Below are 24,605 nucleotides of genomic sequence, written 5' to 3'. Positions count from 1 at the left end.
CCACTTTTTCTTTATTTAAGCACCGAATTGGCTTACAAGCTCTTTTACATAAGAGAGGAAATTCGCCTTTACTTTTTCAGTTGTTTCAATGACTTCTTCATGGTTCAGCGGCTGATCCAGTATCCCTGCAGCCATATTGGATATGCAGGAAATGCCGAGTACTTTAAGGCCCGCATGCCTGGCCACGATTACCTCAGGTACCGTCGACATGCCGACTGCGTCACCGCCCATAGTGCGGAGCATCCTCACTTCTGCAGGCGTTTCATATGTAGGGCCGGTATTGCCAACATATACACCTTCCTGGATGCTGATATTCAGCTTGCCTGCAATCTCTCTTGCCTGCTGGCGCAGATCCCTGGAGTATGCTTCCGACATATCAGGAAAACGGACGCCAAGCTTGGAGTCATTAGGTCCAATCAGAGGATTGCTTCCCATATTGTTGATATGGTCCGAGATAAGCATTAAATCTCCTGGTGCAAAGCTTTCATTAACACCGCCGGCAGCGTTTGTCACGATCAGGATTTCCACTCCGAGCTCCTTCATGACTCTTACAGGGAAAGTGACCTTGTCGAAGCTGTAGCCTTCATAATAGTGGAAGCGCCCTTGCATAGCCACAGCCTGTACACCGTTCAGAAGGCCGAATACAAGCTGGCCTGCATGCCCTTCAACTGTTGAAACAGGGAAATCAGGAATTTCATTATAAGGTATTTTCACTGGCTGTTCGATTTCATCTGCCAGAACGCCGAGCCCGGAGCCAAGAATCAAACCGATTTTAGGCGTTTCTCCATACTTTTCTTTTAAAAATTGTGCTGCATTTTGAATTTTTCCGTAGTCCATTTTATAATCCCCTTTTTATCAGACAGTACTGAGCGGATAACCGGCCGCAGCCATCGCCTGCCAATCTCCTTCTATGGCTCAGCTTGTCAGTTGTTTAAAATATGACCCGGGCTTACAATTCACCCAGAAAGCTTTTTCCGAATTTTGGCGCGGCCACAGCAAAGTTTTCCGCTACAGTAGCGCCGATATCGGCGAATGTCTGCCTGATTGGCAGCTCTTTTCCGACCGCCATGCCCTTAGAATAAGCCAATAATGGGACATATTCACGTGTATGGTCTGTCCCGGGATGTACCGGGTCATTCCCGTGGTCAGCCGTAATGATGAGCAGATCATCTTCCTTCAGCTTATCAAACACTTCCGGAAGGCGGGCATCATATTCTTCCAGCGCTTTCCCGTAGCCCTCCGGGTCCCGTCTATGTCCGAAAAGGGCATCAAAGTCCACAAGATTCAAGAAGCTCAAGCCTGTGAAATCCATATCCATCGTTTCGAGGAGCTTATCCATCCCGTCCATGTTAGAGACAGTGCGCAGTGACTTTGTCACACCTTCGCCGTCATAGATGTCGGAAATCTTTCCGATGGCCAGTACATCCAGTCCGCCGTCCTTCAGCTCATTCATGACCGTCCTGTCAAATGGCTTCAGGGCATAATCATGCCTGTTCGCTGTCCGCTTGAATGCACCAGGCTGTCCGATGAAAGGACGTGCTATCACTCTTCCAACCATGTATTTCTCATCAAGTGTCAGTTCCCTGGCGATTTTACAGATTGTGTACAGCTCATCAATCGGCACAATCTCTTCATGGGCTGCAATCTGAAGGACCGAGTCAGCCGAGGTATACACAATCAGGGCTCCTGTCTTCATATGCTCTTCCCCAAGCTCATCAAGGATCTCAGTGCCGCTTGCCGGCTTGTTCCCGATGATCTTTCTGCCTGTGCGGGCTTCAAGCTCTGACAAAAGCTCATCCGGGAAGCCGTCCGGGAATACCCTGAACGGTGTCTCGATATTCAGCCCCATGATCTCCCAATGCCCTGTCATGGTGTCTTTTCCGTTTGATGCTTCCTGCATCTTTGTATAAGAAGCGAGCGGCTTCTCTGATTTTTCAATACCTTTGATTTCTTTGATATTGCTGAGGCCCAGCCGGCCCATGTTCGGCATGTTCAGCCCGTTCATCCTTTCAGCGATATGGCCAAGCGTATCAGATCCCTTGTCGCCGAAGCGCTCAGCATCCGCTGCCTCGCCAATTCCCACCGAATCCATAACAATTAGAAAGATTCTTTTATATGTATGCGAATTCATGTGCTCTCCTCCTAAACATGTACACGTTTTCAATTTATTTTACAAATATATGTTACCCTTTTTCAAAAGTATTAACCTGCGAGAGGTTTAGAATCGTCAGAAGTCTGACATCTATATTCTACAAAACAAATAACCTAAAAAACAAGAAAAAACTGCTTTATATTCAGCAGTTTTATCAGATTTATTTTTTTGCAGATTTATAAACTCCAGTTTTATCAGGCACGGGGATGAAATTTTGAATATACATCCTTCAGCCTTGTTTTCGTGACATGGGTATATATCTGGGTTGTTGATATATCCGCATGACCGAGCATCTCCTGTACTGCCCGCAAATCTGCTCCATTTTCCAGCAGATGGGTGGCAAAAGAATGCCTTAGAGTATGAGGGGTAAGCTCTTTTTCAATGCCCGCATCGCCTGCAAGCTTTTTCAGTATTTTCCAGAACCCCTGGCGGGTCAGCTGCCTTCCATGATGGTTCAGGAATAATGTATCATCTCTGCGGCTTTTCGAAACAAAATTCGGCCTTCCATGCAGAAGATATCTTTCAATTGCTTCTGAAGCTGTTTTCCCAATCGGAATGATTCTTTCTTTATTTCCTTTCCCGATGCAGCGGACAAAGCCCATTGTCAGATGGACATCGCCTATCTGCAGTCCGATCAGTTCACTGACCCTGATTCCTGTTGCATACAGGAGCTCAAGCATCGCTTTGTCGCGGAGGCTGTAATGGCTCGAGTCTGAGGGCGATTCCAGGAGGGTTTCCACTTCTGCCATGCTCAGGACCTTTGGAAGGCTTCTTTCCTGCTGCGGCGACTCAATATGTACAGATGGATCATTTTCGCATACCTTCTCCCTGAGCAGGAACTGATGGAAGGCACGGATGGAAGCGATATGCCTGGCAAGGGTCTTGGCAGATTTCCCCTGTTCCTTCAGCTTTTTCAGGAACTGGACGATATGGACCCTTTGGACTTCATTCAAACTGGCAAGCCCTTCGCTTTTCACAATGAATTTAAGATAATTTTTCAAATCCCGTTCATAAGAGACAATTGTATTGTTGGCAAGTCCCTTTTCAATCAATAAAAAGTGAACAAAATCTTTCAGCCTGTCTTCCATTTATGCATTACTCCCCATTGTGGTAAAACAGAATCAGTCTGTCAAACCAGTCGGTTTCATCAGAAACTGCATCACCAGATACCCTGACGGCGCTGCCTTCCGGCTCATCATAACGGTGATAGCTCTGATATTCTTCATTTAACCATAAAAGCCCATAATAAAAAAGGATTGTACATCCCGTAAACAGGACAAATACCTTCAATGTTTTAAACGTCATAATCATCCAGGATCTCATCATTCTTCCTCCAGCTGCATTCTATAATAAAAGATATGCCAAGCTGGACAAGATTTATACCTTCCCGGCTAAAGCTTTTGGCATTTCCGGCTTTTTTTCGGAAAATAATAAAAACCTTTTCCGGTTTAAAGAAAAGGTTCCAGTCAATCAGCCTCATCGGCGCTTTCTTCTTTATCCTGGCAGCGGTAGCAGATGCCATGAAATGTCAGGCGGTGATCTTTGATCTTAAAGTTCCAGTCACGCTCAACTATCGCTTCGACATCCTCCAGAAGGTCATCCTGGATCTCATCTACTGCCCCGCATTCTATGCATACTAAATGGTGGTGGAAATGGGCGGCGCCTTCCTGCCTCAGGTCATAGCGGGAAACTCCATCACCAAAATTGATTTTATCGACAATTTTCAGTTCCGTTAACAGCTCCAGTGTGCGATAAACGGTCGCCAGTCCTATCTCAGGCGACTTCTCTTTGACAAGGAGGTATACATCTTCCGCGCTCAGATGATCTTCTTCATTCTCCAGCAGCACACGGACTGTTGCTTCACGCTGCGGTGTTAATTTATAGCTTGACGAATGCAGCTGTTTTTTAATTCTATCTATTCTGGTCTCCATCCCGTAAAGTCCCTCCCTCGCACTGTCAGTTCTCATTATAACAGATAGGGAGATGTTTTCAAAATAAAATCATTATAAATAAGAAGATACAATTATTATAATAAAATATATTCATTCTTATATTATAATCACTATAAAATAAGCAATCAAGGCTTTATACTGCTGACAACCGATTTCATCAAAGCCGGGGAAAGATAGGCTTCTATGCCGGCAGCCACTGATAATAATAGAACTGCCGCGCAGAACACAGCCAGGTACCTTCCAAACATCGGCACGACCGGCTGGCCGAGATTTTTCATAAATTGCCTCCTGATCATCTTTAAAGACAGAGCCACTGTCATCGCTGCGGTAATGATAAAGATCGGAATGATGATGATATTCTGCGGCATAACTGATACAAAGGAAAGCAGGAACCCATCCCAGCCCATCCTGTTTACAAGAAAGCCGACTGTAAATCCGACAACCATCCCCTTCATAAATAACAGCACGAGGATGACCGGCAGGCCGATGATGGAAATGCCGAGAAGCCACATCAGTCCAATGAACTTGCTGTTATGGAACAGGCTCTGGATAAAAAGATCATGTGACTCAGCTACAGTGCCGGCCGATACCTGTCCAAAAAATTGCGACAGATAGTAATATAAATCTTCCTTTTGATTGAAGCTCAGGCTGTTCACCACTACGGCACCGAAAATGACCCCCATCAGAAACAGGACGATGACGAATAAGTAGATCGAGGAATGCTCGCGAAAATGATTGGCTGCAAAGTTCTGGTACATACGTTTTTTCATTGCTCTTCCTCCTGTAAAATCTATTACTACATCCTATGCAGGGAAGAACAGTCTATGCCAGGATTCTATCATTTTGCCATTATTTTAAAAATATATTGCCAGTCTTTGTGCCACCCGATATAATCGGAACAATCACAAAGGAGGAGTGGAAAATGAATCCAATTTTAATCGACTTTCCTGAAATCATTGCAGAGACAGAAAGATTGTATATCCGGCCTTGCCTGCCAGGAGATGGCAAAGATGTGTATGATGCTGTCATAGCATCAAAGGATGAGCTGAAAAAATGGCTGCCTTTCGCTGCCAAGGAACAGTCCCTCGAAGAAACAGAAGCAGGCATCCGCCGGTCATATGCCCAATTTTGGCTGAGGGAAGATATCCGCCTCCATATATACCGCAAAAAAGACGGCCAATTCATCGGATCGACCGGGCTGCACCGCATCGACTGGGAGGCCCGCAGGTTTGAAATCGGCTATTGGTGCGATTCGCGCCATCATAAGAAAGGTTATATCTCAGAAGCGGTCGAAGCTCTTATCGAGTTTACATTCAGCAGCCTGTCTGCCAATAGAATTGAGATCCGGTGCGATCCGGAGAACACAGCCAGCAGAAAAATCCCCGAGAGGCTCGGCTTTACGCTGGAAGCTACCTTAAGAAAAAATACCCTCTGCGCCAGCGGTGATGTGCTGCGGGACACTTGTATTTTTGCAAAGTTAAAAGAATAGAAAAAACCGGATCCGCTCTCTGGATCCGGTTTTTCGTTAGATATTTACAGTTATAGCCCGGCTCCTGTGTTCGTCCCCTTCAGCTGCTATTCCTGCTCAACTTTTCCGTACTTCCCTCCGCCGCCTGCTTTCAAGCTAAGCCGGCCGCTCCTCGCTTTGACGATCAGCATAGCAAGCTTATCTGGAATGACCTCTTCCAGTGCCTCCTTCGGCACTCTGTGGAGTATGTCCATTTCAGTCCCAAAATGGTCCAGCAGCCTTTCCAGTATCTTTGGGCCGAGGCCGGGAATGAATTCGAGCGGCACTTGATGGACATATGGCGGCCTGTCTGCCGGTGCACTCCCAGCTGTCTTAAGCTCCATAATCCGATCGGCCACTCCCTTCACCTGCTTTATGCTTCCGCACTTCCGGCAGCCATTATGACCGGAAGCGAGGGGGGAATGGCAGTCCAGACAAACTGTCTGATGATATTTCCCCAGCTGCGGGTCCAGTCCGTAATTGGCGGAAATCCTTCTCCCTCCCTCTCTTTTCAAGGCTAAATGAAACTCATTGAATGAAGGCCCGGCCATTTCAATCTGCTGATATTCCCTGGCTATTTTTCCGAGAGAGTGAGCATCTGAATTTGTAAGAAAAGGGTACTGGTGCAGCTCATGAATCATATCAGCCATTTCTGTATCCGAACTCAGGCCCAGCTCGATCCCATCGATAAGATCTTTATCGAAGACCTCTTCAAGCGACCGGTCGACACCTTTTCCATACATGCTCTTGAAAGGCGTAAAGACATGGGCCGGAATGAATAATCCGCCAAGCGCTTTTACCTGTGACTGCAGCTCTTTTCCTGATGCATAGATACGCTGTGAGCTTAAATGGATATTTTTAAGGCGGCCTTTCAGCCACAAAGAGAATTCCTTCATCACATCAAGGTTTGGAAAATAGCAGAGAACGTGGATGGGGCCCTTGCAGCTTTCATCATAGATTTCAAGCTCTGATCCTGGAATGATTGCGAGGCCGCCGTACAGCAGACCTCCTTCAGGCGATTGCACAAGCTCGCCTGTGGCCATAAGTTCTTCCATCTCGTCAATTACCTCTGGTGAATGGCAGTCAATAATCCCGATCATATCCAGGCCTTTACTGTCCCTTGCATGCTCGATGATATTGGAAAACACAAGTGATCTGGCCCCCGTTATTTTAACGGCGCGCCCTGACTTTGTCCGGCCGATATGGATGTGCATATCGGCATAATAAGTTTGAAGCATCATCTGTTCTTCAGCTGTTCGATCTGGAGATACTGGACAGCATAGACTGTTTTGGCATCATGGATTTTTTGCTCTTCTATATAAGCCTGCGCCTCTTCAAGAGTAAGTTCAATAACATCGACGAATTCATCCTCATCCGGAATGGCGGGATTTTCTATTTTTCTCAGTTTTCTGGCAGCATATATATGGAGAATCTCATCAGCGAATCCGGGTGAAGTATAAAAGGAAACGAGCTTTTCGATTTCTCCGCAAACATAGCCTGTCTCTTCTTCCAGCTCTCTTTTTGCACAAAGCTCCGGATCCTCGCCTTTTTCAAGCTTGCCTGCCGGAATTTCCACAATGGCCTTTTCAAGAGGTTTTCTGAACTGCTCTACCATCACGATTTTGTTGTCATCTGTAAGGGGAATGACAGCAACCGCTCCAGGATGCTTGACAATTTCCCGTTTTGAGTTTTTTCCGTTCGGCAGCTCCACATCGTCCACCTGAAGGGAGATGACCTTCCCGTTAAAAATCTGCTCTGTTTTTATCGTTTTTTCTTCTAAAGGATGCTTCACTGTTCTATCACTCCAGTTCTAATCCGATTATCTGCTCATACATTTTATCATACTTTATTTGGGGGAGTATGAATTGAAAATCCGCGTCCACTCTAAAGGCGTCATCCTTGCAGGCAAGGCATGGGAGATTCGTGAAAAATTGAGAGAGTACACAGTGAAACATACGCTGATCAAGGAATGGATCGATTCGGCAGAGGCAGCTGCCACCCCGGAAAAAGTCCGGCTCCGGAGGATAAAATAGTCTCTTATATTTGTGGCCATGCCCTTCTTTTAGATACAATGGACTCATCATAAGTTCGAGGTGAAAATATGAAAAAGAGAGAGCTTGGAAAGACAGGACTATATGTAAGCGAGCTGGGACTTGGCTGCATGTCCCTTGGAACAGATGCCCTTGAAGGAAGGAAGATCATCGAGGCAGCTTTGGAAGAAGGAATCAATTATTTTGATACCGCCGATCTATACGATTTCGGGGAAAATGAAAAGATTGTCGGCGAAGCACTCAAGGAAGTGCGCGAAAACGTCATTATTGCTACAAAAGCAGGCAACCGCTGGAATGAAGCAAAGGACGGCTGGAGCTGGGATCCTTCTAAGGCTTATATTAAAGAAGCGGTCAAGGGAAGCCTGAAGCGGCTGGGAACAGATTATATCGATTTGTATCAGCTTCACGGCGGAACCCTTGATGATCCGATAGATGAAACAATTGAAGCATTTGAAGAACTGAAGGAAGAGGGCTTTATCCGCCACTATGGAATCTCCTCCATCAGGCCGAATGTGATCCGGGAATACGTGAAAAGGTCCAATATCGCTTCTGTCATGATGCAATACAGCATCCTTGACCGCCGCCCGGAGGAGACAGCCCTTCCGCTTCTTAAAGAGAAAGCTATCAGCGCCGTGGTCCGCGGCCCTCTCGCCAAGGGGATGCTGAGCGATAAGATGCTCGGGAAAGCCCCAGGTTCTGTAAAGGAAAACGGTTATCTTGATTACAGCTACAAAGAGCTGGAAGACATTCTCCGCCACCTGAAAGAAGCTTCCGGCAATCGTTCGATGACAGAATTGGCCTTCCAATATGTCCTTTCCAGCCCTGCAGTCGCTTCTGTGGCTGCCGGCGCCAGCTCGGCCGCACAGGTCAGGGAGAATGCTAGGGCCGCGGCAGCTGGCCCTTTATCGGCTGAAGAACTGGCGGCCATCCAGTCTATCAGCCTGGCAAATCAATATGGACAGCACAGATAGGCCCTGGCGATTCCCGAGTAACGAAGAAAAGGAACAGGATCAAGTTAGATCCTGTTCCTTTCCTTCATTCTGCAGGTGCCAATCCAGCGCCTTTTCATCAAGCAGCTTCACCACCGGATCCTTTTCCTTTATATAGGACTCAATATCATAAGGGTATTTCCGGGCGGCTACCAGCTTTGTCCTGCTGTATAAATCGGCTTCCTCCGGATGCTTCCGCAAATAATCCCGGAACAGCAGATGGCGGCCGATTTCAGGGTGCCCCTTTGGATAGCCGTGCAAATGGACCAGCCTTTCACCTGCTTCGGTAAATCTCACAAAATACCTCCGGCCGGGGATGCCGTTTTCTCCTTTTGCTGTATAGCCCCACCCCTGCAGTTTGGGTGCTGCCTCATCAAAGATGCCGGCATTGTCCGCTTCGGCCAGGATATCGATGATCGGCTTGGCGCTCATGCCGGGAATGGAGGTGCTTCCGATATGGTGTATGGGAGCTGATTCTCCAAAGACAGCGGCAAGGAGCTGTTTTTCCTCCTGAAAAGAATCGGCCCAGCTCCCGCTGTACGGCTGGACATCCACCTTCCTTGGCCGGGTTTCCATCATTTATACTCTTTCCAATTTAGATCGCTATCCTGGAGAAGCTCTTCAAAGCTCTTATTCTTCTCTCTTAAACGCCGTTCCTCTATCTTTCTTTTTTCCGCTTCCTCAGCCTTCTTCAATTCCTCATCCTTCAGCTGCTTCTTTGCTGCCTTCAGCTGATCCATCAGGTCCTGATTGAGCATATCCCCCAGTGTAACCGGCTTGTCGTCTTTTTTCTGCTGTGCTGTTTGGCGTTTTTTCTTCATGTTCTATCCCTCTTTTTGCGTATTTACAGGATATTATAGCATACAAGGAGCAGTGCCGAATTCTTCCCTGCTCACGTAAGGATCAGCTGATAAATTCGAGGAACTCGATTCTGTTCCCGAACGGATCTTCTGTAAAGAAGCGGTTTCTTCCATCAATCGGCGGCTCCTCCTTGATCACTGTGCCTGCCTCTTCCAGCCTGCTCCGCAGTCCCGCGAGATCTTCAACCACAAATCCAGGATGGGCCTTCCTGGCCGGAAGGAAATCTTCCTGGATGCCGATGTGCACCTCCTGGCTGCCGCAGAGGAACCAGCAGCCGCCCCTCTTTTGCAGATTTCCAGGCTTGGGGATTTCCTCAAGCCCCAGCAGCTTTCCGTAAAATTCCCTGGCCTGCTCTTCTGTCCCTTTTGGAGCTGCCAGCTGAATATGATCGATCCCTTTAAAAGTGATTCCCATTTAAATTCCCCTCTCTATACAGAAGAAAGGTACAGCCGCAGAGGCTGCACCCAACTTTCATTAAAATGCCTCTGTTAAGACCGAGTCGTCCACCTGCAGTTCCGGCCCGGTCGAGCTGACCACCTCTTCAACCGTAAAGCCTTTCGCCACCTCAATCAGCTTCAGCCCCCCGGCTGTTACATCAATAACAGCCCGCTCGGTGATGATGCGGTCCACGACCCCTTTGCCAGTCAGCGGGAGGGAGCAGGACTTGAGGATCTTGCTTTCCCCGTTTTTATTTGTATGCTCCATGATGACGATGATCTTTTGCGCCCCATGGACAAGATCCATCGCACCGCCCATGCCTTTGATCATTTTGCCGGGGATCATCCAATTGGCCAGGTCCCCTTCCTCGGAAACCTCCATTCCCCCCAGAATGGCGACATTGACATGCCCGCCCCGGATCATCGCAAAAGATTCAGCACTGTCAAAATAGGCTGCACCCGGTATGGCCGTCACGGTTTCTTTTCCGGCATTGATCAGGTCGGCATCCACATCTTCCTTATCCGGATAGGGGCCGATCCCAAGAAGCCCGTTCTCGGATTGAAGGACCACTTCCTTGTTGCCGGAAATATAATTAGCCACAAGTGTCGGCATGCCTATGCCGAGGTTTACATAAAATCCGTCTTCAATTTCTTTCTCTGCCCGTCTGGCAATTTTCTCGCGCACGGCACCTTTATCGCTGCTCATATCTGCTGCTCCTTTCTCTCCTTAATTATGATTTGACAGTCAGCCGCTCAATCCGTTTTTCCTGGCTGCCTTTAATAAGGCTTTGCACATAAATGCTCGGCGTGTGGATGTTTTCCGGCTCAAGCCCGCCAGTCTCTACAAGGTTCTCCACTTCCGCTATGGTTGTTTTTCCTGCGGCTGCGATCATTGGATTGAAATTCCTCGCCGTTTTCCGGTATACGAGATTTCCCATACGATCCCCTTTCCAGGCCCGGACAAGGCTGAAGTCTGCGGCAAGCGCCTCTTCAAGCAAATATTCCTTTCCGTTGAAAATCCTGGTCTCCTTTCCTTCCGCAATCGGGGTTCCTACTCCGGCAGGTGTATAAAATGCCGGAATGCCGGCTCCGCCGGCGCGGATTTTCTCAGCAAGCGTTCCCTGCGGCAGCAGTTCGACTTCAATTTCACCTGATAGTACCTGGCGCTCAAATTCCTTATTCTCACCTACATAAGATCCGACCATTTTTTTGATCTGCTTGTTTTTTAACAGAAGGCCAAGACCCCAATCGTCCACTCCGCAGTTGTTGGAGATAACGGTCAGATCCTTCACCCCTTTTTCCACGAGGGCAAGTATTAGATTCTCAGGAATGCCGCAAAGTCCGAAGCCGCCCACCATCAGTACCGCTCCGTCCTGGATGCCGGCAACTGCTTCCTGGAAGGATGTATGTATTGTTTTCATCGTTTCTCTCCTCTCATTTTTTTCTTTTTTTGCTGTTCTTCCCCTCAGTGCAGGCGGGACTAGGCAAGCTCAACCACTGTCGCTACTCCCTGGCCGCCGCCAATGCATAGTGCTGCCAGCCCTTTCTCTGCATTCCGCTTTTTCATTTCATGCAGGAGCGTGACAAGGACCCTTGCACCGCTGGCGCCAATCGGGTGGCCAAGCGCAATTGCCCCGCCGTTTACGTTCAATATTTCATTGTTGAAGCCGAGCTCTTTTCCTACTGCAAGCGATTGAGCGGCAAAGGCCTCATTTGCCTCGATCAAATCCAGTTCTTCCATTGAAACTCCTGCCTTCTCCAACACCTTCTTGACCGCCGGCACCGGTCCGATTCCCATGATGCTCGGATCTACGCCGGCACTTGCGTTCGCTTTGATGACAGCAATCGGCTGGACCCCGAGCTCTTCCGCCTTTGCCCTGCTCATCACAACAAGGGCGGCTGCACCGTCATTAATGCCCGATGCATTGCCGGCAGTAACTGAGCCATCCTTTTTGAAGGCCGGCCTCAAGCCGGCAAGCTTTTCGGCTGTCGTCCCTTTTTTCAAATATTCGTCGCTGTCAAAGATGACCGGATCCCCTTTGCGCTGAGGAATTTCGACAGGCACAATTTCATCCTTGAAACGCCCGGCCTCTTGTGCTTTCTGCGCTTTTTCCTGGCTCCATGCTGCAAATGTGTCCTGCTCTTCCCTGCTGAGGCCATACTGCGAGCAGAGGTTTTCCGCTGTCATGCCCATATGGTAGTCATTGAATGCACACCACAGCCCGTCAGAGACCATGCTGTCCACCAGCTTCTGATCGCCCATCTTAAACCCTTCGCGGGCGCCTTTTAGCAGGTAAGGGGCCTGGCTCATATTTTCCATGCCGCCCGCAATGACGACTTCTGCATCCCCTGCCATAATCGCCTGATAGGCAAGATGCACTGCCTTCAAGCCGGAGCCGCAGACTTTATTGATCGTCATAGAGGAAACGCTTTCAGGAATCCCTGCCAAAATAGCTGCCTGCCTTGCCGGATTCTGGCCCAGCCCCGCCTGCAGCACGTTTCCCATGATAACTTCATCCACCTGTTCTGCCTCAAGCCCTGCCTTTTCCAATGCACCCTTTATGGCAGCGGCCCCAAGCGCCGGAGCTGAAACTCCCTTCAGGCTCCCGTTAAAGCTCCCGATCGCCGTCCTTACAGCACTCGCTATTACGATGTCTGTCTGCTTCAAGCTATTCACCCTTTCTAACTGCAATATGTATTAGTTCGAGCCAAAAATGAGAAATTCCTTTTATTTTGTCAAAATTTCTATTATTCTTGCTTTTTATTTTTCTTTTCTCCTACAATATAAGAAAGCCCTTTCATTAATCTTGCAATCTACAAATAAAAATATGTTGTCAGGAGTGAAATCATGACCCTCTGCCTGCCAAAGAAAGCGACCATCATAGAAGTAGGCCCGCGCGACGGGCTCCAAAATGAAAAAACGTTCATTCCAACCCCTGTTAAAAAGGAATTCATATCCGCGCTGAAAAAAGCCGGCTTTGCCGAGATGGAGCTTACCTCCTTCGTCTCACCTAAATGGGTGCCGCAAATGGCGGATGCAGCTGAAATTGCCGCCAGCTCTATTGGATCAGGTGTGCGCGATTTTGTCCTTGCCCCCAACAGGAAGGGGATTGAACGCGCCTATATGACCGGCTGCCGCGCGATTGCTGTCTTCGTTGGGGTAAGCGACAGCTTCAACAAAAAAAATATCAACAAAACAACAGCAGAAAGCATGGAGGAAATCCTGCCGCTGGTCAGGGAATTGAAGGAAAAAGGCTACTTTGTGCGCGCCTGCATCTCGACCAGCTTCTACTGCCCTTATGAAGGCAAAATAGAGGAAGACAGAACTGTGGAGCTTTGCCGCCAATTTACTCTCGCCGGGGCAGATGAGCTGAGTGTTGCCGATACGATCGGCATGGCTGCCCCACATGAGGCATACTCCCTGTTCAGCAGGCTGAAGCACGAATTTCCGGATGTTTTGCTGACAGCGCATTTCCATGACACAAGGAAAATGGCTTTGACGAATATCTTTGCCGCTCTCCAGGCAGGGATCGACCGCTTCGACAGCTCTGCAGGCGGCCTTGGCGGCTGTCCGTTCGCTCCAGGTGCGGCAGGCAATGCGGCAACCGAGGATGTTGTGAATATGCTTGAACGGATGGGAATCAGCACTGGCATCAATTTGGACCTCCTTATGGATGCCATTGATATTGTACAGCCCCATCTCAGCCGGCCGATTGAAAGCGCGATTTACCAGCTGTATTTGGGAGAGGCATCCAGGGAACGAGCAGGTTCATAATCTGTTTTATCTGCATAACTTCCGCCTTTGTGAGCACTTTAAGAATTAATGCTAAATCAAAGGAGGAATTATCATGAGCCAGAAGCGGGACAAAGGGAACAGCCAGAAAGGCAAGCCTGCAAGCGATACTGTCAATCATACGATTGCGGCTGAAGAGCTGGAAAAAGCCATTCACCCGGCAAGGGGCCAGAATTCTCCGCAATAGCCGTTCAGCAGCCGCGATTGCCGCGGCTGTTTTTCGTTCACAGAGCAGAATTTTTCTTTAGGAAGAAAACGATGATTTTCCGTCCGTTTTCATTTCGAAGAGCATCTGCTAATGGTAAAATAAAGAAAAACCTTATTTTGGAGGGATCGTCTTGAGAAAGGCATTCCGTTACCTTTTTTCACTCCTTGTCTTTTTAACCTCGATCGGTGTGTATTTTACCAATCGGATCATGTATATGAAGAAAAAGGATGACAGCTTTATCCTCAACAGGGAAACTGAAGCCGGAAGGGTAGATCCTCTTTCCTTCAGCAGCCTTGCAAAAAAGGAGGTTTTGATCCCATCCCCTTTTGGTTACTCCCTGAAGGCGGTTCTCGCAGAGCCGCACTCTTCGAACAAATATATTATCATCTGCCACGGAGTGACAGAAAATAAAACAAACAGCATTAAGTATATGAATCTGTTCCTCAACCGCGGATTCAACGCCCTCATCTATGACCACCGCCGGCATGGAGAATCCGGCGGCAAGACGACGAGTTATGGGCATTATGAAAAATTCGACCTTCAGGCCGTTGTCCAGTGGCTGAAAAAAGAGAAAGGCGATGACCTGCTCCTGGGGATCCACGGCGAATCGATGGGAGCGGCCACCATGCTGCTGTATGCCGGAATGCTGGAGGATGAAGCCGATTTTTATATAGCCGACTGTCCGTTCTCGGATTTCAGGGAGCAGCTTTCTTACCGGCTGAAAACAGAAATGAAGCTGCCGCCACAGCTGGTTCTTCCGGTGGCAGACATTTTCCTGCGCCTAAGGGAAAAATATTCTCTGAACGAAGTATCCCCCATCGCTGTCATCGACCAGATCAAAAAGCCGGTGCTGTTCATCCACAGCACGAAGGATGATTTTATCCTGCCCACCATGACAGAGGCCCTTTTCCTGCGCAAGCCCGGCCCGAAAAAACTGTTTCTTGCCATGAACGGGGTCCATGCCCAGTCCTTGAATGAAAACCGCAATGACTATGAGAAAGCCATCGACGAATTTCTTGAAGACTATATTTTTAAAAAGGGGCCGATGGCCGCCGGTTCTTAAACAGATAGGGAGGAGGCTTTTTGAAAGCCTCCTCCCTTTATGCTCCCGCAGCATAACAGCCGCCGTCACTATCTGTTTTTCTGCTGACTGACGGCCTTCCCCTCGGCAGACAGGCCCCTCACGAGTTCAAACTCACCTGCCGCAAAATAAAAGCGCCCCTCTTCCGTCTCTATCAGCTTCGCCGGCTGGAATGAATCCTTCTTTCCCGCTTCCACTGCTGTTATGTCATTGTTCAGGATCCGCCCAAACACAATCGGCACTTTATGCTTCAGATTGCCTTCTGTGTCATACTGATAGAAGGTTTCCGGATAGACCGTCATATGATCGTTCTGCTTATATTCCCAATGGTTATGGCCCGCGTTCTTCCAGCCGGCCTTCTTGCTTTCCTGCAGATAGGCGGCGGCAACTGCCTGCACCTTTTCCGCCCCATTGTCCGCTTCCCGCTCCTGCTCTGTCAGATACAACACAACCGTGCCGCCCTTCACCTTTTCTTTATGTATCACCTTCTGGACATTGAAAGGCACTTCTGTACTCATCGCTTCCTCGAAGGTTTTAGGCTGGCATGCTGCAAGGAAGATGGCCGCCAGCATGATCCATAAGCCTGCCTTTTTCTTCATTCTCCCGCCCCCTTTAGCATCTCTTTTATCATTAAATGAAGGAACAGCCTGTAACATGCGCCAAGGTGCGCTATGGTTCTCTAGCCTTATTCGGCTTTTTCGAAACCTGAATTGATAAAAAATTCCATTTTGAGTTTTGAGCCGGAACAAAAGCGCAAGCGCCTTGATCACCTTAAGGAACGCAGACTAAGAACGCCACGTCCTGTGGCAACATCTGCATGACCAGCTTCCTGGGGGCCTCAAGACGAACCTCCCGGAAAGGCGTTCTTTGCCTTTTTGGGAGGTTCGGCTTATGACTTCGGCGCTGCTGCTGGACGTGGATCAAGAATTGAAAATTATCCACAAGTCTTCCAATTTATAAATTCTTCAACTACAAAAAAACAGACCGCATTGCGGCCTGCCTCAGGAAATCTTATTAATGAAGCTCATTCTCGGATTCAAGTATTGATTCGGGCTTTTCAGCTGAAAACAATTGGCTTGATCGGAATAATCGATTGTCATGCTTTCATCGAAAAAGACTTCTTTTGATTTTTCTATATAGATGCTGCCGGCTTCGGTGCTGATTTCCCTGTCGCCGGAATCCACTCCATCCACCAGCCATAAGGCGCTTACGCCGCTGACAACACAGCCGCAGCCTTCTGTATCATATTTTAATTTTAAATAGCCTTCTTTTCCGGCTGTTTTTTCTTTGAGTTTTTCCTGTGCTGTTCTAGTGACTGCAATTTTCATGGGAAAATCACCTGCTTTCGTTTCATAATCCCATTCTAGCATAAAGCAGGCATTCCACCTTTTCATGTGCTCAGCACTTCCGCCCTGCTGGACAAGCCGGCCCGCCGGTATGGGAATAACCCGGCAGGTGACAGCTCTGCCGGATCAAGGCTGGCTTTTCCCGGCATCTTCCGGACGGGGCTGGTCTTTCTGCTCCATTCCGCTGAGCGAATGGCGGTTAAACCTTCCTTTATCCGACCCTGCTCCCGGAGCAATATTGGACATGGGCAGCTGCTCAAGCTCTTTGCCTCTTGGCATAAGAAACACCTCCTGCCTTTAAGGTGCTCCCCCTGCGCAAATCCATTCTCTTTTCCTGCCGCTATTCCCCGGCGGCCCTGACATCGGCAACCGTGTTCAGCGGGATGCGGTGGACCTCGCCAAAATGGTCTATGACATGAAGCTTTTGGCCGATTTCATCCCAATAGTGGATGTTTCCGATTACGAGTTCATGACGGTGAGTGCGGAAGTGGGTGATGGCAACCGCCTGGCCGAACTCCATCGCTTCAGCAAGTGTCTCATTCATCTGTTCAAGCTGCTGCTCATCCAGTTCTTTCGGCTTTTCATAGGTGTCCTCTTTCGCCCAGTCCCGGAGCAGCTTTACATGCTCTGGGAGCATCATCGACGTCCATTTTATCCTTCCCCTGTCCCGGATCATATCTCTGCCTCCTTACATTTTATGGCCCCCGACCAGTGTAGCCCGATGTTTGGCTGTCCCTGCCGCAGTATATGATATCGCCCGCAGCAGCGCACCGGATCCGAAACGGCAGCGGATGCTGTCGACGGTGTATCCGAGCTCCCTGCTTTTCCAGCTGTTCAGGTCAAAAAGGCTGAGCTGGAATTCATGGTCATCCACAATATTGCCAAGGGCCATTGAAATTTTCCTGACCGTCTTCCCAGAGTAATTTTCCTGAAAAAGTTCCAGGCAGACCCGGTAAATATCCATGGTGACATTGGTCGGCTGATCGATGGTGCGCGACCGGTAGAAGCCGCCTCCAAATTCATCCTGGCTGTATCCCACGCCAAAGCTGACTGTCCTTCCCGCCTTGCAGTGGTTTCTGGCCCTCCTTGCCAGCTCTTCGCACATTTCAAGGATCACCTGCTTGATCTCCCCTTCATCCTTATAATCGCGCAGCAGGATCTGGCTTTTCCCAAAACTGATCTGCCCCTCCATGATCGGCGCGCCGATGTCGGAAAGATCAACGCCCCAGGCATGGTGGTAAAGCTGGTTCCCCATGATGCCAAATTTCTTTTCCAATGCTTCCAGATCATAGCGGGCCAGCTGCCCTACAGTGAAAATGCCCATCCCGTTCAGGGTCTTCTCCACCCTTCTTCCGATCCCCCACATGTCCCTCAGGGGCGAAACCTTCCAGAGCTTCTCCTTGACATCATCGTATGTCCATTCAGCAATCCCCTTCTGCTTCGCCTCAAGATCAAGGCACAGCTTCGAGAGCAGCATATTAGGGCCGATGCCGATGGCACAGGGCAGCTGGAACTCCCTTTCAATATCATCCTTGATTTTCTCGGCAATGGTATAAGCGCCTCCCCAAAGCTTTGCAGCTCCGTCAACTTTGATGAAGCTTTCATCCACACTGTAAGTATGGATGCTTTCCTTCGGGACATAGCGGTGGAATACACGTGTAATCTCGGTGGAAATTCTCAGATAGGTGGCCATTTTCGGTTCTACCACGATAATGCGGGGATCTTTCGGGATTTCAAAATAGCGGGTTCCGGTCTTGACGCCAAATTCTTTTTTCATCCGCGGGGAGGCGGCGAGGACAATGCTTCCTTTCCGTTTTTTATCACCTACTACAGCAAGATAGCATTCAAGCGGGTCGAGGCCCTCCATCACAGCGGAACAGCTTGCATAAAAGCTTTTCATATCCACACATAAAATTTGGTTGTTCGGCATCGTGCTGTAATCGATCATTTCTTTTCTCTCCCTTGGCGCTTGGCTGCATTCCTCTTAGGCCCAATTAGCTTACAGATTCAGATATCCAAAAAGAACATCTGTTCTAATTCATTATACCCACTATATTAAGCGAATATGCGTTCGCATTCAATGGAAATTTTACGACGAATTTCTTGATTCCGGTTTGCCTGCCAGCAGATAAGCTGTTTTTCCATTGTTTCGCAGCCTGACGGCCCGGGCTTCCATTGGGGGAAAGATTGGCTATAATGGCAGGAGGGAGGAATCTCGATGGACAGAAAATTGATATACAAAATGGCGGCCGGCTGCCTTGGCCAGTACGGCTTTGACGGCAGCTTGATCAAGCCTGGCAGCAGGGAATTTGAAGAACTTTACAGGCGTATTGAGGAGAAGAAAAATGAAGATGCAGAAGCGGATTTGCACGAAATAGTCGAAGATGCGGTATATGGATTTGTCACCGGGTCTCCTTACTTTTAAGAACAGCAAGAATGAAAAACAAACAGGACCCTCTGCTGGAGGGCCCTGTTTGTTGGCGAAAGGCGGATTTTTGACTTTGCTAGCAAGTTTTTCAGTTTATTAGCAAGTTTTTTATTTTATTAGCAAGCTTTTCAGTTTATCAGCAAATTTTCCCGTTTATTAGCAACTTTCCGGTTTTATTAGCAACTCTGCAAAACTGGAGGCACTATTACAATTCCCTCCAAAAAAACCGCACTCATTTTTTATTGAATGCCCGCCGGCCGGCCTTTTCAAAAAGGCGCGGGAAAAGGGCATAAATGGTGCTTCCGGCATTCATCCAGCGCGGGAGATTGATTTCCCTCCGGCCCGTCAGCATGCTGTCCACCACTTTTTCTGCCACATAGCGCGGCTGCAGCATAAAACGCTGGACATTTTTCACATAGGTCCCTTTTTCATCTGCAATATTAAAGAAATTAGTGGCAATCGGGCCCGGGTTGACAGTCGTCACATGCACCCCGAGATCAGCAAGCTCCATCCGGAGGCTGTTCGAATAGCCCAAAACAGCGTGCTTCGTGGCAGAATATACGCTCGATTTTGGCGTAGCGATCTTTCCTGCCTGGGATGCGATGTTAATGATGTGCCCGCTATTCCTGCTTCTCATAGAAGGCAGGACCATGCTCGTTGCGGCCATCAGCCCGATGACATTAACATCGAACATCCCTTTTATTTCCTCGATCGGCGCTTCATGCGCTTCCCGGAATACCCCGAAGCCGGCATTGTTCACAAGCACATCGACATGTCCCCACTCACCCAGGATCCGGGCGAAAACGGCCTGGACCGCATCTGTATCCGAAACATCCAGCCGGTCTGTATTTACTTCAGCACCATAGCGGGTTCCAAGTGCACCGGCAATCTCCTCCAGCTTTTCCTGATTCCGCGCCAAAAGCCACAGCCTTGCTCCTCTTTCCGCGCAAAGGGCAGCCATTTCCGCTCCGATGCCTCCTGATGCCCCGGTGATGACAATATTCTTTTCTCTAAGACGTCCTGACAGCAAAAAACCACCTCATTCAGCAATTGTATAAAAGAAGGCGCCGTCTTCCTCCTTAATAACAATTTCTCCTAACGACTCCAAATAGTCAAGCTGGGCTACTGTCTCCGAGAGAGTCAGGGTGAATTCCCGTTCATAAACGGCCGGAAACAGCCTCTGGCATACTTGGAAGGCAGTAAGCGGCCCTTCCTCAAGCCATCCTTTAACCTGCATTGCCCGGTCATGCTGGCGGCCGAGCCTCTTTTCAATCAGCGGGGGAACTTCGCTCACTTCAGGTCCATGGCCCGAATAAACAAGGCTGATAGGAATCTCCAGCAGCTTTTTCAGTGACTCATTATATTGAAGCATCGGCCTTGGACGTTCTGTTTCTCCAGAAAGCGGAGGCTCGAGGAGAGGATTTGGAGAAATACTGGCAAGCAGATGGTCTCCCCCGATGTAAGTGCCATCCTTTTCGCGGTACAGGCCTATATGGCTTTGTGCATGCCCCGGAGTTTCCACCACACTCCAGCCCGGCAGGCCTGGCGGTTCATCGCCTTCGCAGATCGAGCCGGTAAGAGAGCGGCTGCAGGAAAATCTAAGCGTTTTCTTCATCAGGGCAATGAACGGCAAATAAGCATCCGGAATGCCAAATTCGCGGAAAAGCCCCATGTAAAAACGGTCATGCATATCAAAAAAGGCCTCTGTCCTGTTCAGCCAGCGTTCATTTGCAGAATGTCCGTAAACCTCGAGTTCAGGGGAAAAATAATCAAGCAGGCCGGCATGATCGGGGTGGTGATGGGTGAGGATCACCTGTTCAATATCCTGCGGCTTCAGCTTCAGCTCCTTCAGCTGATGGTTCAGTGCCTCCCATGCTTCTTCTGTTTTGGGGCCGGCGTCCACCAAAGTCAGCCTGTCGCCTTTAATCAGGTAAACATTCACATCTCCAACCGGAAAAGGGGTGGGGATGACTAACTTCGCGATATCATTCTTCCATTCAGCCATTTTTCTTAACTCCTTGAAATTATATTTAAATAAAGTAATGGATATAAAAACACTGGCTCCTCCAGCAGCACCATCATTTCAGCGGAAAATAAACAGGGCTGCTGCCGGAAAAAAACACAGAATCTATGTATACTTTGGAAAATTGGCAGACAGTATATACTGTAAGTTTAACTTTATTCAAAGGAATTGTCATTATTTTCACATAACTTTTCTTGAGTGGTTAAAAAAATCCTGATGAAAGCCTATTGACAGGTCCGCTCCTTTTCTTGCATAATCACAAAAACATCTTTTTTATAAAGAACGAAGCGTTGAATAGGGCCAGTAAATGGGAAATGGCGAAAGAGAGTGAAGCCCGCCGGCTGAAAGGCTTCACCGCCCGCTTGAACATTGAACCTACCTTATGAGCTGTCAGGAAAACCTGACGTCCCGTCCCGGCGTTAACGGGCGCTAAGCTGCATCAGACCTGAACAATGGCAGGCCTGGTGAATGAAGGTGGTACCACGGAAGCAAAGCCTTTCGTCCTTTACCGGACGGAGGGCTTTTTATTTTTAACGGACCAAAAACAGAAAGGATTTGATCACTATGAAAAAACTGGCGGTCATCGGGGCAGGATCCATGGCGGAAGCCCTGATTGCAGGAATGATAGAAAATCGGCTTGTGAAAGCTGAGCGTATTTATGTGACCAATAAAAGCAATGAGGGACGGCTTGAAAGAATGGCAGGCACTTATGGCGTACACGCCACCCACAGCATGGTGGAGGTGATGTCCGGAGCGGAAGCAGTCATCCTGGCCATGAAGCCAAAGGATGCGGCAGAAGCGATGGAGCGCCTTGTTCCTTATCTGAATGAAACTATGCTGATTATTTCTGTCCTTGCAGGCGTGCCGATGGAGAGCATTGAAAGACTTTCCCGCCTCAAGCCTGCCATCATAAGGGCTATGCCTAATACATCTGCAGCTGTCTGCAAATCGGCCACAGCCCTGGCGGCAAATCTTAAAGCCACCCAGGAACAGGCTGCACTCGCCAGGGAAATTTTCGAGACCGTCGGGACGGCGGTGTTTGTGGAGGAGGAACAGCTGGACGCAGTGACAGGCCTGTCAGGGAGCGGCCCTGCCTATATCTATTATTTGGCGGAAGCAATGGAGAAAAGTGCAGCCGAGGCCGGCCTCGATCAGCCTGTAGCAAAGGAGCTCATCATCCAGACACTGGCAGGCGCAGCGGCCATGCTAGCCCGATCTGATAAAGAGCCAGAAGAGCTGCGGAGGAATGTCACCAGCCCGGGAGGCACAACAGAGGCCGGTATCCGTGTGCTCGACAGCCATGGCGTCCAGGAGGCTTTCATGTTATGCATCAAAGAGGCGGCCCTGCAGTCAGGACGCCTTGGCAAAGCGATTACGGAAGAGCTGCGGCAGAAGAATAGCCAAAGTTGAACATCTCCTCCCCTTTCCTTAAAATGGAGCCAAACACAGGGAGGGAGTGAAAAAAATGCTGGCCATTCTTCTGGCACTCTGCATGATCATCTGGATATGCGCCATAGCTGATGCTTTTTTGGGACTGCGGAGGCTTGACCAGCTTGAAGAGGATGAAGAGCTGGCTTCCGGCCCCCTTCTGTCAATTGTCACAGCAGCACGAAATGAAGCAGCCGTGATCGAAGAGAGCATCCGCACTCAGCTTTTACAAAATTACACACACCTCGAATGGATCCTTGTTAATGACCGGTCAGAGGATGGCACGGGGGAGATCATGGAAAGGCTGGCCCAGGAAGATGCAAGAATCAGGGTTCTTCATATCCATGACCTGCCTGATGGCTGGCTCGGGAAAAACCATGCCCTGTGCAGAGGAGCAGGAATGGCAAAGGGAGATATAATCCTCTTTACTGATGCCGACGTAATGTTCCGGAAAGATGCCATCGGCAGGGCACTTTCTTATTTCAGGCGCCAGGGCCTCGATCATCTTACAGCTGCCCCGGCTTTGAAAGCACACAGCTTCTGGCTCAAAGCGTTCATCGGCTTTTTCCTTTTCGGTTTTTCCTATTATAAACGCCCCTGGCAGGCCAACCGGCCGCAATCAAAAACGGGGATCGGGATCGGCGCATTCAACCTTATTTCCAAAAAAGCTTACGAAGATGCCGGCACACATGAATCCATCCGGATGAGGCCGGATGATGACCTGATGCTCGGTATGCTGATGAAGAGGCTCGGGTACAGGCAGAAAATCGCTGCAGCGCTGGAGCTGCTTGAAGTCGAATGGTATACAAGCCTGGGAGAAGCATTCAGGGGCCTTGAGAAAAATACATTCGCCGGCCTCCATTACCGGATCAGCATGGTGCTTTTGGCCATTGCCGGCACTTTCATTTCCCAGGTGGTTCCCTTCTTTGCCGTTTTTTCGCCGGATCGGCTTGTCATGGGGCTAAGTGCGGCAAACATCATTCTGCTGGGGGGCCTTTATAAGATGATTTCAAACCGCATGACCCCCTTTTCCTCCGCCCTTTTTCTCGTTTTTCCGTTAACGGCGCTTCTTTTCATCTACAGCATCATGCGCGCAAGTTTCTTGACGTTTAAGAGGGGAGGCATCGTCTGGCGGGGTACAAAATACAGCCTGAAGGAGCTGCGCCGAAAAAATAAATAAGCGCGAGCGCTTTCTTTTTCCTTCCCTTCTGCCCCCTGCTATACTAAAAGTGTTTAGCTGCACGAAATAAGAAGGAGGCAATTATGGACACAAAGTTATTTTCTTCATACACAGTGAAAGACGTCACACTAAAAAACCGCATCGTCATGGCGCCGATGTGCATGTATTCCAGCCATAATGAAGATGGAAAAGTAGAAAACTGGCATTTGACCCATTATACAAGCAGAGCTGTTGGACAGGTTGGCCTGATCATTGTGGAAGCGACCGCTGTAACTGCGCAGGGCCGCATTTCACCACAGGATCTGGGGATCTGGAGCGATGATCATATCGAGGGGCTGCAGCAGCTGACAGGCATGATGAAGGAGCATGGCACCCGTGCCGGCATCCAACTTGCGCATGCAGGCAGAAAAGCGGTTATTGAGGGCGAAATCATTGCTCCATCTGCCGTGGCTTTCAATGAAAAAATGAAAAAGCCTAAAGAGATGACAAAAGAAGAGATTAAAGAAACGATCGAAGCCTTTAAGGAAGGCGCTGTCCGTGCTAAGAAAGCAGGCTTTGAGGTTATAGAAATCCATGCTGCCCACGGCTATCTGATCAATGAGTTTCTATCCCCGCTTTCCAATCTGCGGGAGGATGAATACGGCGGGATCGCAGAAAACCGCTACCGCTTCCTGAGGGAAGTCATCGACAGCATCCAGTCTGTTTGGGACGGACCTCTCTTTGTAAGGGTATCAGCGAGCGATTATAACGAAAACGGACTTGATGTTGAGGATTATGTCACGTTCGGGCGCTGGATGAAAGAGCAGGGCATCGACCTGATCGATGTAAGCTCCGGAGCACTGGTGCCGGCCCGCATTCACGCTTATCCAGGCTACCAGGTCAAATTCGCTGAAACCATCAAGAATGAGGCAGACATCCCGACAGGCGCCGTCGGCCTGATTACATCCGGACTGCAGGCTGAAGAGATCCTGCAAAACGACAGAGCAGACCTTATCTTCATCGCACGTGAGCTGCTCCGCGATCCATACTTCCCAAAAACCGCAGCCAAACAGCTCGGCACCGAAATCGAACCCCCGAAACAATATGATAGAGGGTGGTAAGAAAAGCGGAGGGCGCTTGCCCAGCCCCGACTAGCATAAGACGAGCAGGGCGGAAGGTTGTTCTTTAAC

31 protein-coding genes are annotated in these 24,605 nt (G+C 49.1%); 10 read left to right on the top strand and 21 right to left on the bottom strand.

Annotation, left to right across the window (positions count from 1 at the left end; genetic code table 11):
* Window positions 1–15 precede the first annotated feature (15 nt).
* From Q9R36_RS06210 to spoIIM, 6 genes are all read right to left on the bottom strand, one after another.
* Window positions 16–837: a purine-nucleoside phosphorylase gene (locus Q9R36_RS06210; protein WP_311224663.1), complete on the bottom strand. Its 822-nt coding sequence runs from the start codon at window positions 835–837 to the stop codon at window positions 16–18.
* 112 nt (window positions 838–949) lie between these two features.
* Window positions 950–2,131, bottom strand: a complete 1,182-nt coding sequence (gene deoB, locus Q9R36_RS06205; protein WP_094767118.1) for a phosphopentomutase — start codon at window positions 2,129–2,131, stop codon at window positions 950–952.
* 215 nt (window positions 2,132–2,346) lie between these two features.
* Window positions 2,347–3,240, bottom strand: coding sequence for a site-specific tyrosine recombinase XerD (gene xerD / locus Q9R36_RS06200; RefSeq protein ID WP_009794754.1), 894 nt, complete (start codon window positions 3,238–3,240; stop codon window positions 2,347–2,349).
* A gap of 7 nt (window positions 3,241–3,247) precedes the next feature.
* Window positions 3,248–3,475, bottom strand: coding sequence for a YqzK family protein (locus tag Q9R36_RS06195; RefSeq protein ID WP_022544160.1), 228 nt, complete (start codon window positions 3,473–3,475; stop codon window positions 3,248–3,250).
* Window positions 3,476–3,618: 143 nt separating this feature from the next.
* Window positions 3,619–4,083, bottom strand: a complete 465-nt coding sequence (gene fur / locus Q9R36_RS06190) for a ferric iron uptake transcriptional regulator (protein WP_022544161.1) — start codon at window positions 4,081–4,083, stop codon at window positions 3,619–3,621.
* Window positions 4,084–4,229: 146 nt separating this feature from the next.
* Complete coding sequence (gene spoIIM, locus Q9R36_RS06185) at window positions 4,230–4,874, bottom strand: stage II sporulation protein M (RefSeq protein ID WP_022544162.1); 645 nt, start codon at window positions 4,872–4,874, stop codon at window positions 4,230–4,232.
* 152 nt (window positions 4,875–5,026) lie between these two features.
* Here spoIIM and Q9R36_RS06180 point away from each other — a divergent pair, with 152 nt between their 5' ends.
* On the top strand, window positions 5,027–5,593 hold the full coding sequence (locus Q9R36_RS06180; protein ID WP_311224662.1) for a GNAT family N-acetyltransferase: 567 nt from the start codon (window positions 5,027–5,029) through the stop codon (window positions 5,591–5,593).
* Between the two features lie 86 nt (window positions 5,594–5,679).
* Here the strand turns inward: Q9R36_RS06180 and Q9R36_RS06175 are convergent, their stop codons facing one another.
* Window positions 5,680–6,852, bottom strand: a complete 1,173-nt coding sequence (locus Q9R36_RS06175) for an endonuclease Q family protein (protein ID WP_148949120.1) — start codon at window positions 6,850–6,852, stop codon at window positions 5,680–5,682.
* A complete protein-coding gene (locus tag Q9R36_RS06170) occupies window positions 6,849–7,403 on the bottom strand; it encodes an NUDIX hydrolase (protein ID WP_101550229.1) in 555 nt (184 codons plus the stop codon). Before Q9R36_RS06170 ends, Q9R36_RS06175 begins: the two co-directional genes overlap by 4 nt.
* 73 nt (window positions 7,404–7,476) lie before the next feature.
* Here Q9R36_RS06170 and mciZ point away from each other — a divergent pair, with 73 nt between their 5' ends.
* Together mciZ and Q9R36_RS06160 are read left to right on the top strand one after the other, a co-directional pair.
* Window positions 7,477–7,644: a Z-ring formation inhibitor MciZ gene (mciZ, locus tag Q9R36_RS06165; protein ID WP_022544165.1), complete on the top strand. Its 168-nt coding sequence runs from the start codon at window positions 7,477–7,479 to the stop codon at window positions 7,642–7,644.
* A gap of 68 nt (window positions 7,645–7,712) precedes the next feature.
* The gene (locus Q9R36_RS06160) at window positions 7,713–8,633 is read left to right on the top strand and encodes an aldo/keto reductase (protein WP_009794745.1); all 921 of its coding nucleotides are present in this window, start codon (window positions 7,713–7,715) and stop codon (window positions 8,631–8,633) included.
* Between the two features lie 39 nt (window positions 8,634–8,672).
* On the opposite strand, the gene Q9R36_RS06155 is transcribed toward Q9R36_RS06160, so the two are convergent.
* From Q9R36_RS06155 to Q9R36_RS06130, 6 genes are all read right to left on the bottom strand, one after another.
* On the bottom strand, window positions 8,673–9,230 hold the full coding sequence (locus Q9R36_RS06155; protein ID WP_253617956.1) for a GrpB family protein: 558 nt from the start codon (window positions 9,228–9,230) through the stop codon (window positions 8,673–8,675).
* The gene (locus Q9R36_RS06150; RefSeq protein WP_094767112.1) at window positions 9,227–9,472 is read right to left on the bottom strand and encodes a YqkE family protein; all 246 of its coding nucleotides are present in this window, start codon (window positions 9,470–9,472) and stop codon (window positions 9,227–9,229) included. The genes Q9R36_RS06155 and Q9R36_RS06150 overlap by 4 nt, the downstream gene beginning before the upstream one ends.
* An 82-nt stretch (window positions 9,473–9,554) precedes the next feature.
* Window positions 9,555–9,926 (bottom strand): VOC family protein, encoded by a 372-nt coding sequence (locus Q9R36_RS06145; protein ID WP_009794742.1) that lies wholly within the window; start codon window positions 9,924–9,926, stop codon window positions 9,555–9,557.
* 60 nt (window positions 9,927–9,986) lie between these two features.
* The gene (locus Q9R36_RS06140; protein ID WP_009794741.1) at window positions 9,987–10,655 is read right to left on the bottom strand and encodes a 3-oxoacid CoA-transferase subunit B; all 669 of its coding nucleotides are present in this window, start codon (window positions 10,653–10,655) and stop codon (window positions 9,987–9,989) included.
* Between the two features lie 25 nt (window positions 10,656–10,680).
* A complete protein-coding gene (locus Q9R36_RS06135) occupies window positions 10,681–11,370 on the bottom strand; it encodes a CoA transferase subunit A (RefSeq protein WP_148974497.1) in 690 nt (229 codons plus the stop codon).
* A gap of 59 nt (window positions 11,371–11,429) precedes the next feature.
* On the bottom strand, window positions 11,430–12,617 hold the full coding sequence (locus tag Q9R36_RS06130) for an acetyl-CoA C-acetyltransferase (RefSeq protein ID WP_311224661.1): 1,188 nt from the start codon (window positions 12,615–12,617) through the stop codon (window positions 11,430–11,432).
* 180 nt (window positions 12,618–12,797) lie between these two features.
* Here Q9R36_RS06130 and Q9R36_RS06125 point away from each other — a divergent pair, with 180 nt between their 5' ends.
* The 3 genes from Q9R36_RS06125 (at window position 12,798) to Q9R36_RS06115 (ending at window position 15,013) form a co-directional block, all read left to right on the top strand.
* The gene (locus tag Q9R36_RS06125; RefSeq protein ID WP_009794738.1) at window positions 12,798–13,724 is read left to right on the top strand and encodes a hydroxymethylglutaryl-CoA lyase; all 927 of its coding nucleotides are present in this window, start codon (window positions 12,798–12,800) and stop codon (window positions 13,722–13,724) included.
* 73 nt (window positions 13,725–13,797) lie between these two features.
* Window positions 13,798–13,929: a hypothetical protein gene (locus Q9R36_RS06120; RefSeq protein WP_009794737.1), complete on the top strand. Its 132-nt coding sequence runs from the start codon at window positions 13,798–13,800 to the stop codon at window positions 13,927–13,929.
* A 151-nt stretch (window positions 13,930–14,080) separates the two neighbouring features.
* Entirely contained in the window at window positions 14,081–15,013 is a 933-nt protein-coding gene (locus tag Q9R36_RS06115) for an alpha/beta hydrolase (protein ID WP_311224660.1), read from the top strand.
* Window positions 15,014–15,081: 68 nt separating this feature from the next.
* On the opposite strand, the gene Q9R36_RS06110 is transcribed toward Q9R36_RS06115, so the two are convergent.
* From Q9R36_RS06110 to Q9R36_RS06090, 5 genes are all read right to left on the bottom strand, one after another.
* A complete protein-coding gene (locus Q9R36_RS06110; RefSeq protein WP_022544167.1) occupies window positions 15,082–15,630 on the bottom strand; it encodes a hypothetical protein in 549 nt (182 codons plus the stop codon).
* A 402-nt stretch (window positions 15,631–16,032) separates the two neighbouring features.
* On the bottom strand, window positions 16,033–16,359 hold the full coding sequence (locus tag Q9R36_RS06105) for an iron-sulfur cluster biosynthesis family protein (RefSeq protein WP_035403064.1): 327 nt from the start codon (window positions 16,357–16,359) through the stop codon (window positions 16,033–16,035).
* Between the two features lie 144 nt (window positions 16,360–16,503).
* Window positions 16,504–16,656, bottom strand: coding sequence for a hypothetical protein (locus tag Q9R36_RS06100; protein WP_311224659.1), 153 nt, complete (start codon window positions 16,654–16,656; stop codon window positions 16,504–16,506).
* A gap of 61 nt (window positions 16,657–16,717) precedes the next feature.
* Complete coding sequence (locus Q9R36_RS06095; RefSeq protein ID WP_009794731.1) at window positions 16,718–17,053, bottom strand: YolD-like family protein; 336 nt, start codon at window positions 17,051–17,053, stop codon at window positions 16,718–16,720.
* A gap of 12 nt (window positions 17,054–17,065) precedes the next feature.
* Window positions 17,066–18,325 carry a Y-family DNA polymerase gene (locus Q9R36_RS06090; RefSeq protein ID WP_311224658.1) on the bottom strand — a complete coding sequence of 420 codons (1,260 nt, stop codon included), beginning with the start codon at window positions 18,323–18,325 and terminating at the stop codon, window positions 17,066–17,068.
* A 270-nt stretch (window positions 18,326–18,595) separates the two neighbouring features.
* On the opposite strand from Q9R36_RS06090, the gene Q9R36_RS06085 reads away from it, so the two are divergent.
* Window positions 18,596–18,802: a YqzH family protein gene (locus Q9R36_RS06085; protein ID WP_009794728.1), complete on the top strand. Its 207-nt coding sequence runs from the start codon at window positions 18,596–18,598 to the stop codon at window positions 18,800–18,802.
* Window positions 18,803–19,037: 235 nt separating this feature from the next.
* Here the strand turns inward: Q9R36_RS06085 and Q9R36_RS06080 are convergent, their stop codons facing one another.
* Window positions 19,038–19,832 (bottom strand): SDR family NAD(P)-dependent oxidoreductase, encoded by a 795-nt coding sequence (locus Q9R36_RS06080; protein WP_035403059.1) that lies wholly within the window; start codon window positions 19,830–19,832, stop codon window positions 19,038–19,040.
* Window positions 19,833–19,844: 12 nt separating this feature from the next.
* On the bottom strand, window positions 19,845–20,810 hold the full coding sequence (locus tag Q9R36_RS06075) for an MBL fold metallo-hydrolase (protein ID WP_009794726.1): 966 nt from the start codon (window positions 20,808–20,810) through the stop codon (window positions 19,845–19,847).
* 582 nt (window positions 20,811–21,392) lie between these two features.
* Here Q9R36_RS06075 and proC point away from each other — a divergent pair.
* From proC to namA, 3 genes are all read left to right on the top strand, one after another.
* Entirely contained in the window at window positions 21,393–22,238 is an 846-nt protein-coding gene (proC, locus tag Q9R36_RS06070) for a pyrroline-5-carboxylate reductase (RefSeq protein WP_311224657.1), read from the top strand.
* Between the two features lie 55 nt (window positions 22,239–22,293).
* Complete coding sequence (locus Q9R36_RS06065; protein WP_311224656.1) at window positions 22,294–23,436, top strand: glycosyltransferase family 2 protein; 1,143 nt, start codon at window positions 22,294–22,296, stop codon at window positions 23,434–23,436.
* A gap of 83 nt (window positions 23,437–23,519) precedes the next feature.
* A complete protein-coding gene (namA, locus tag Q9R36_RS06060) occupies window positions 23,520–24,536 on the top strand; it encodes an NADPH dehydrogenase NamA (RefSeq protein WP_009794721.1) in 1,017 nt (338 codons plus the stop codon).
* Window positions 24,537–24,605: the final 69 nt, after the last annotated feature.

This window comes from Bacillus sp. AG4(2022) (assembly GCF_031844465.1).
Lineage (GTDB): Bacteria > Bacillota > Bacilli > Bacillales > Cytobacillaceae > Bacillus_AB > Bacillus_AB infantis.
The sequence above is the reverse complement of the archived record's forward strand: the minus strand, read 5'-3'. Positions and strand labels throughout refer to the sequence as shown.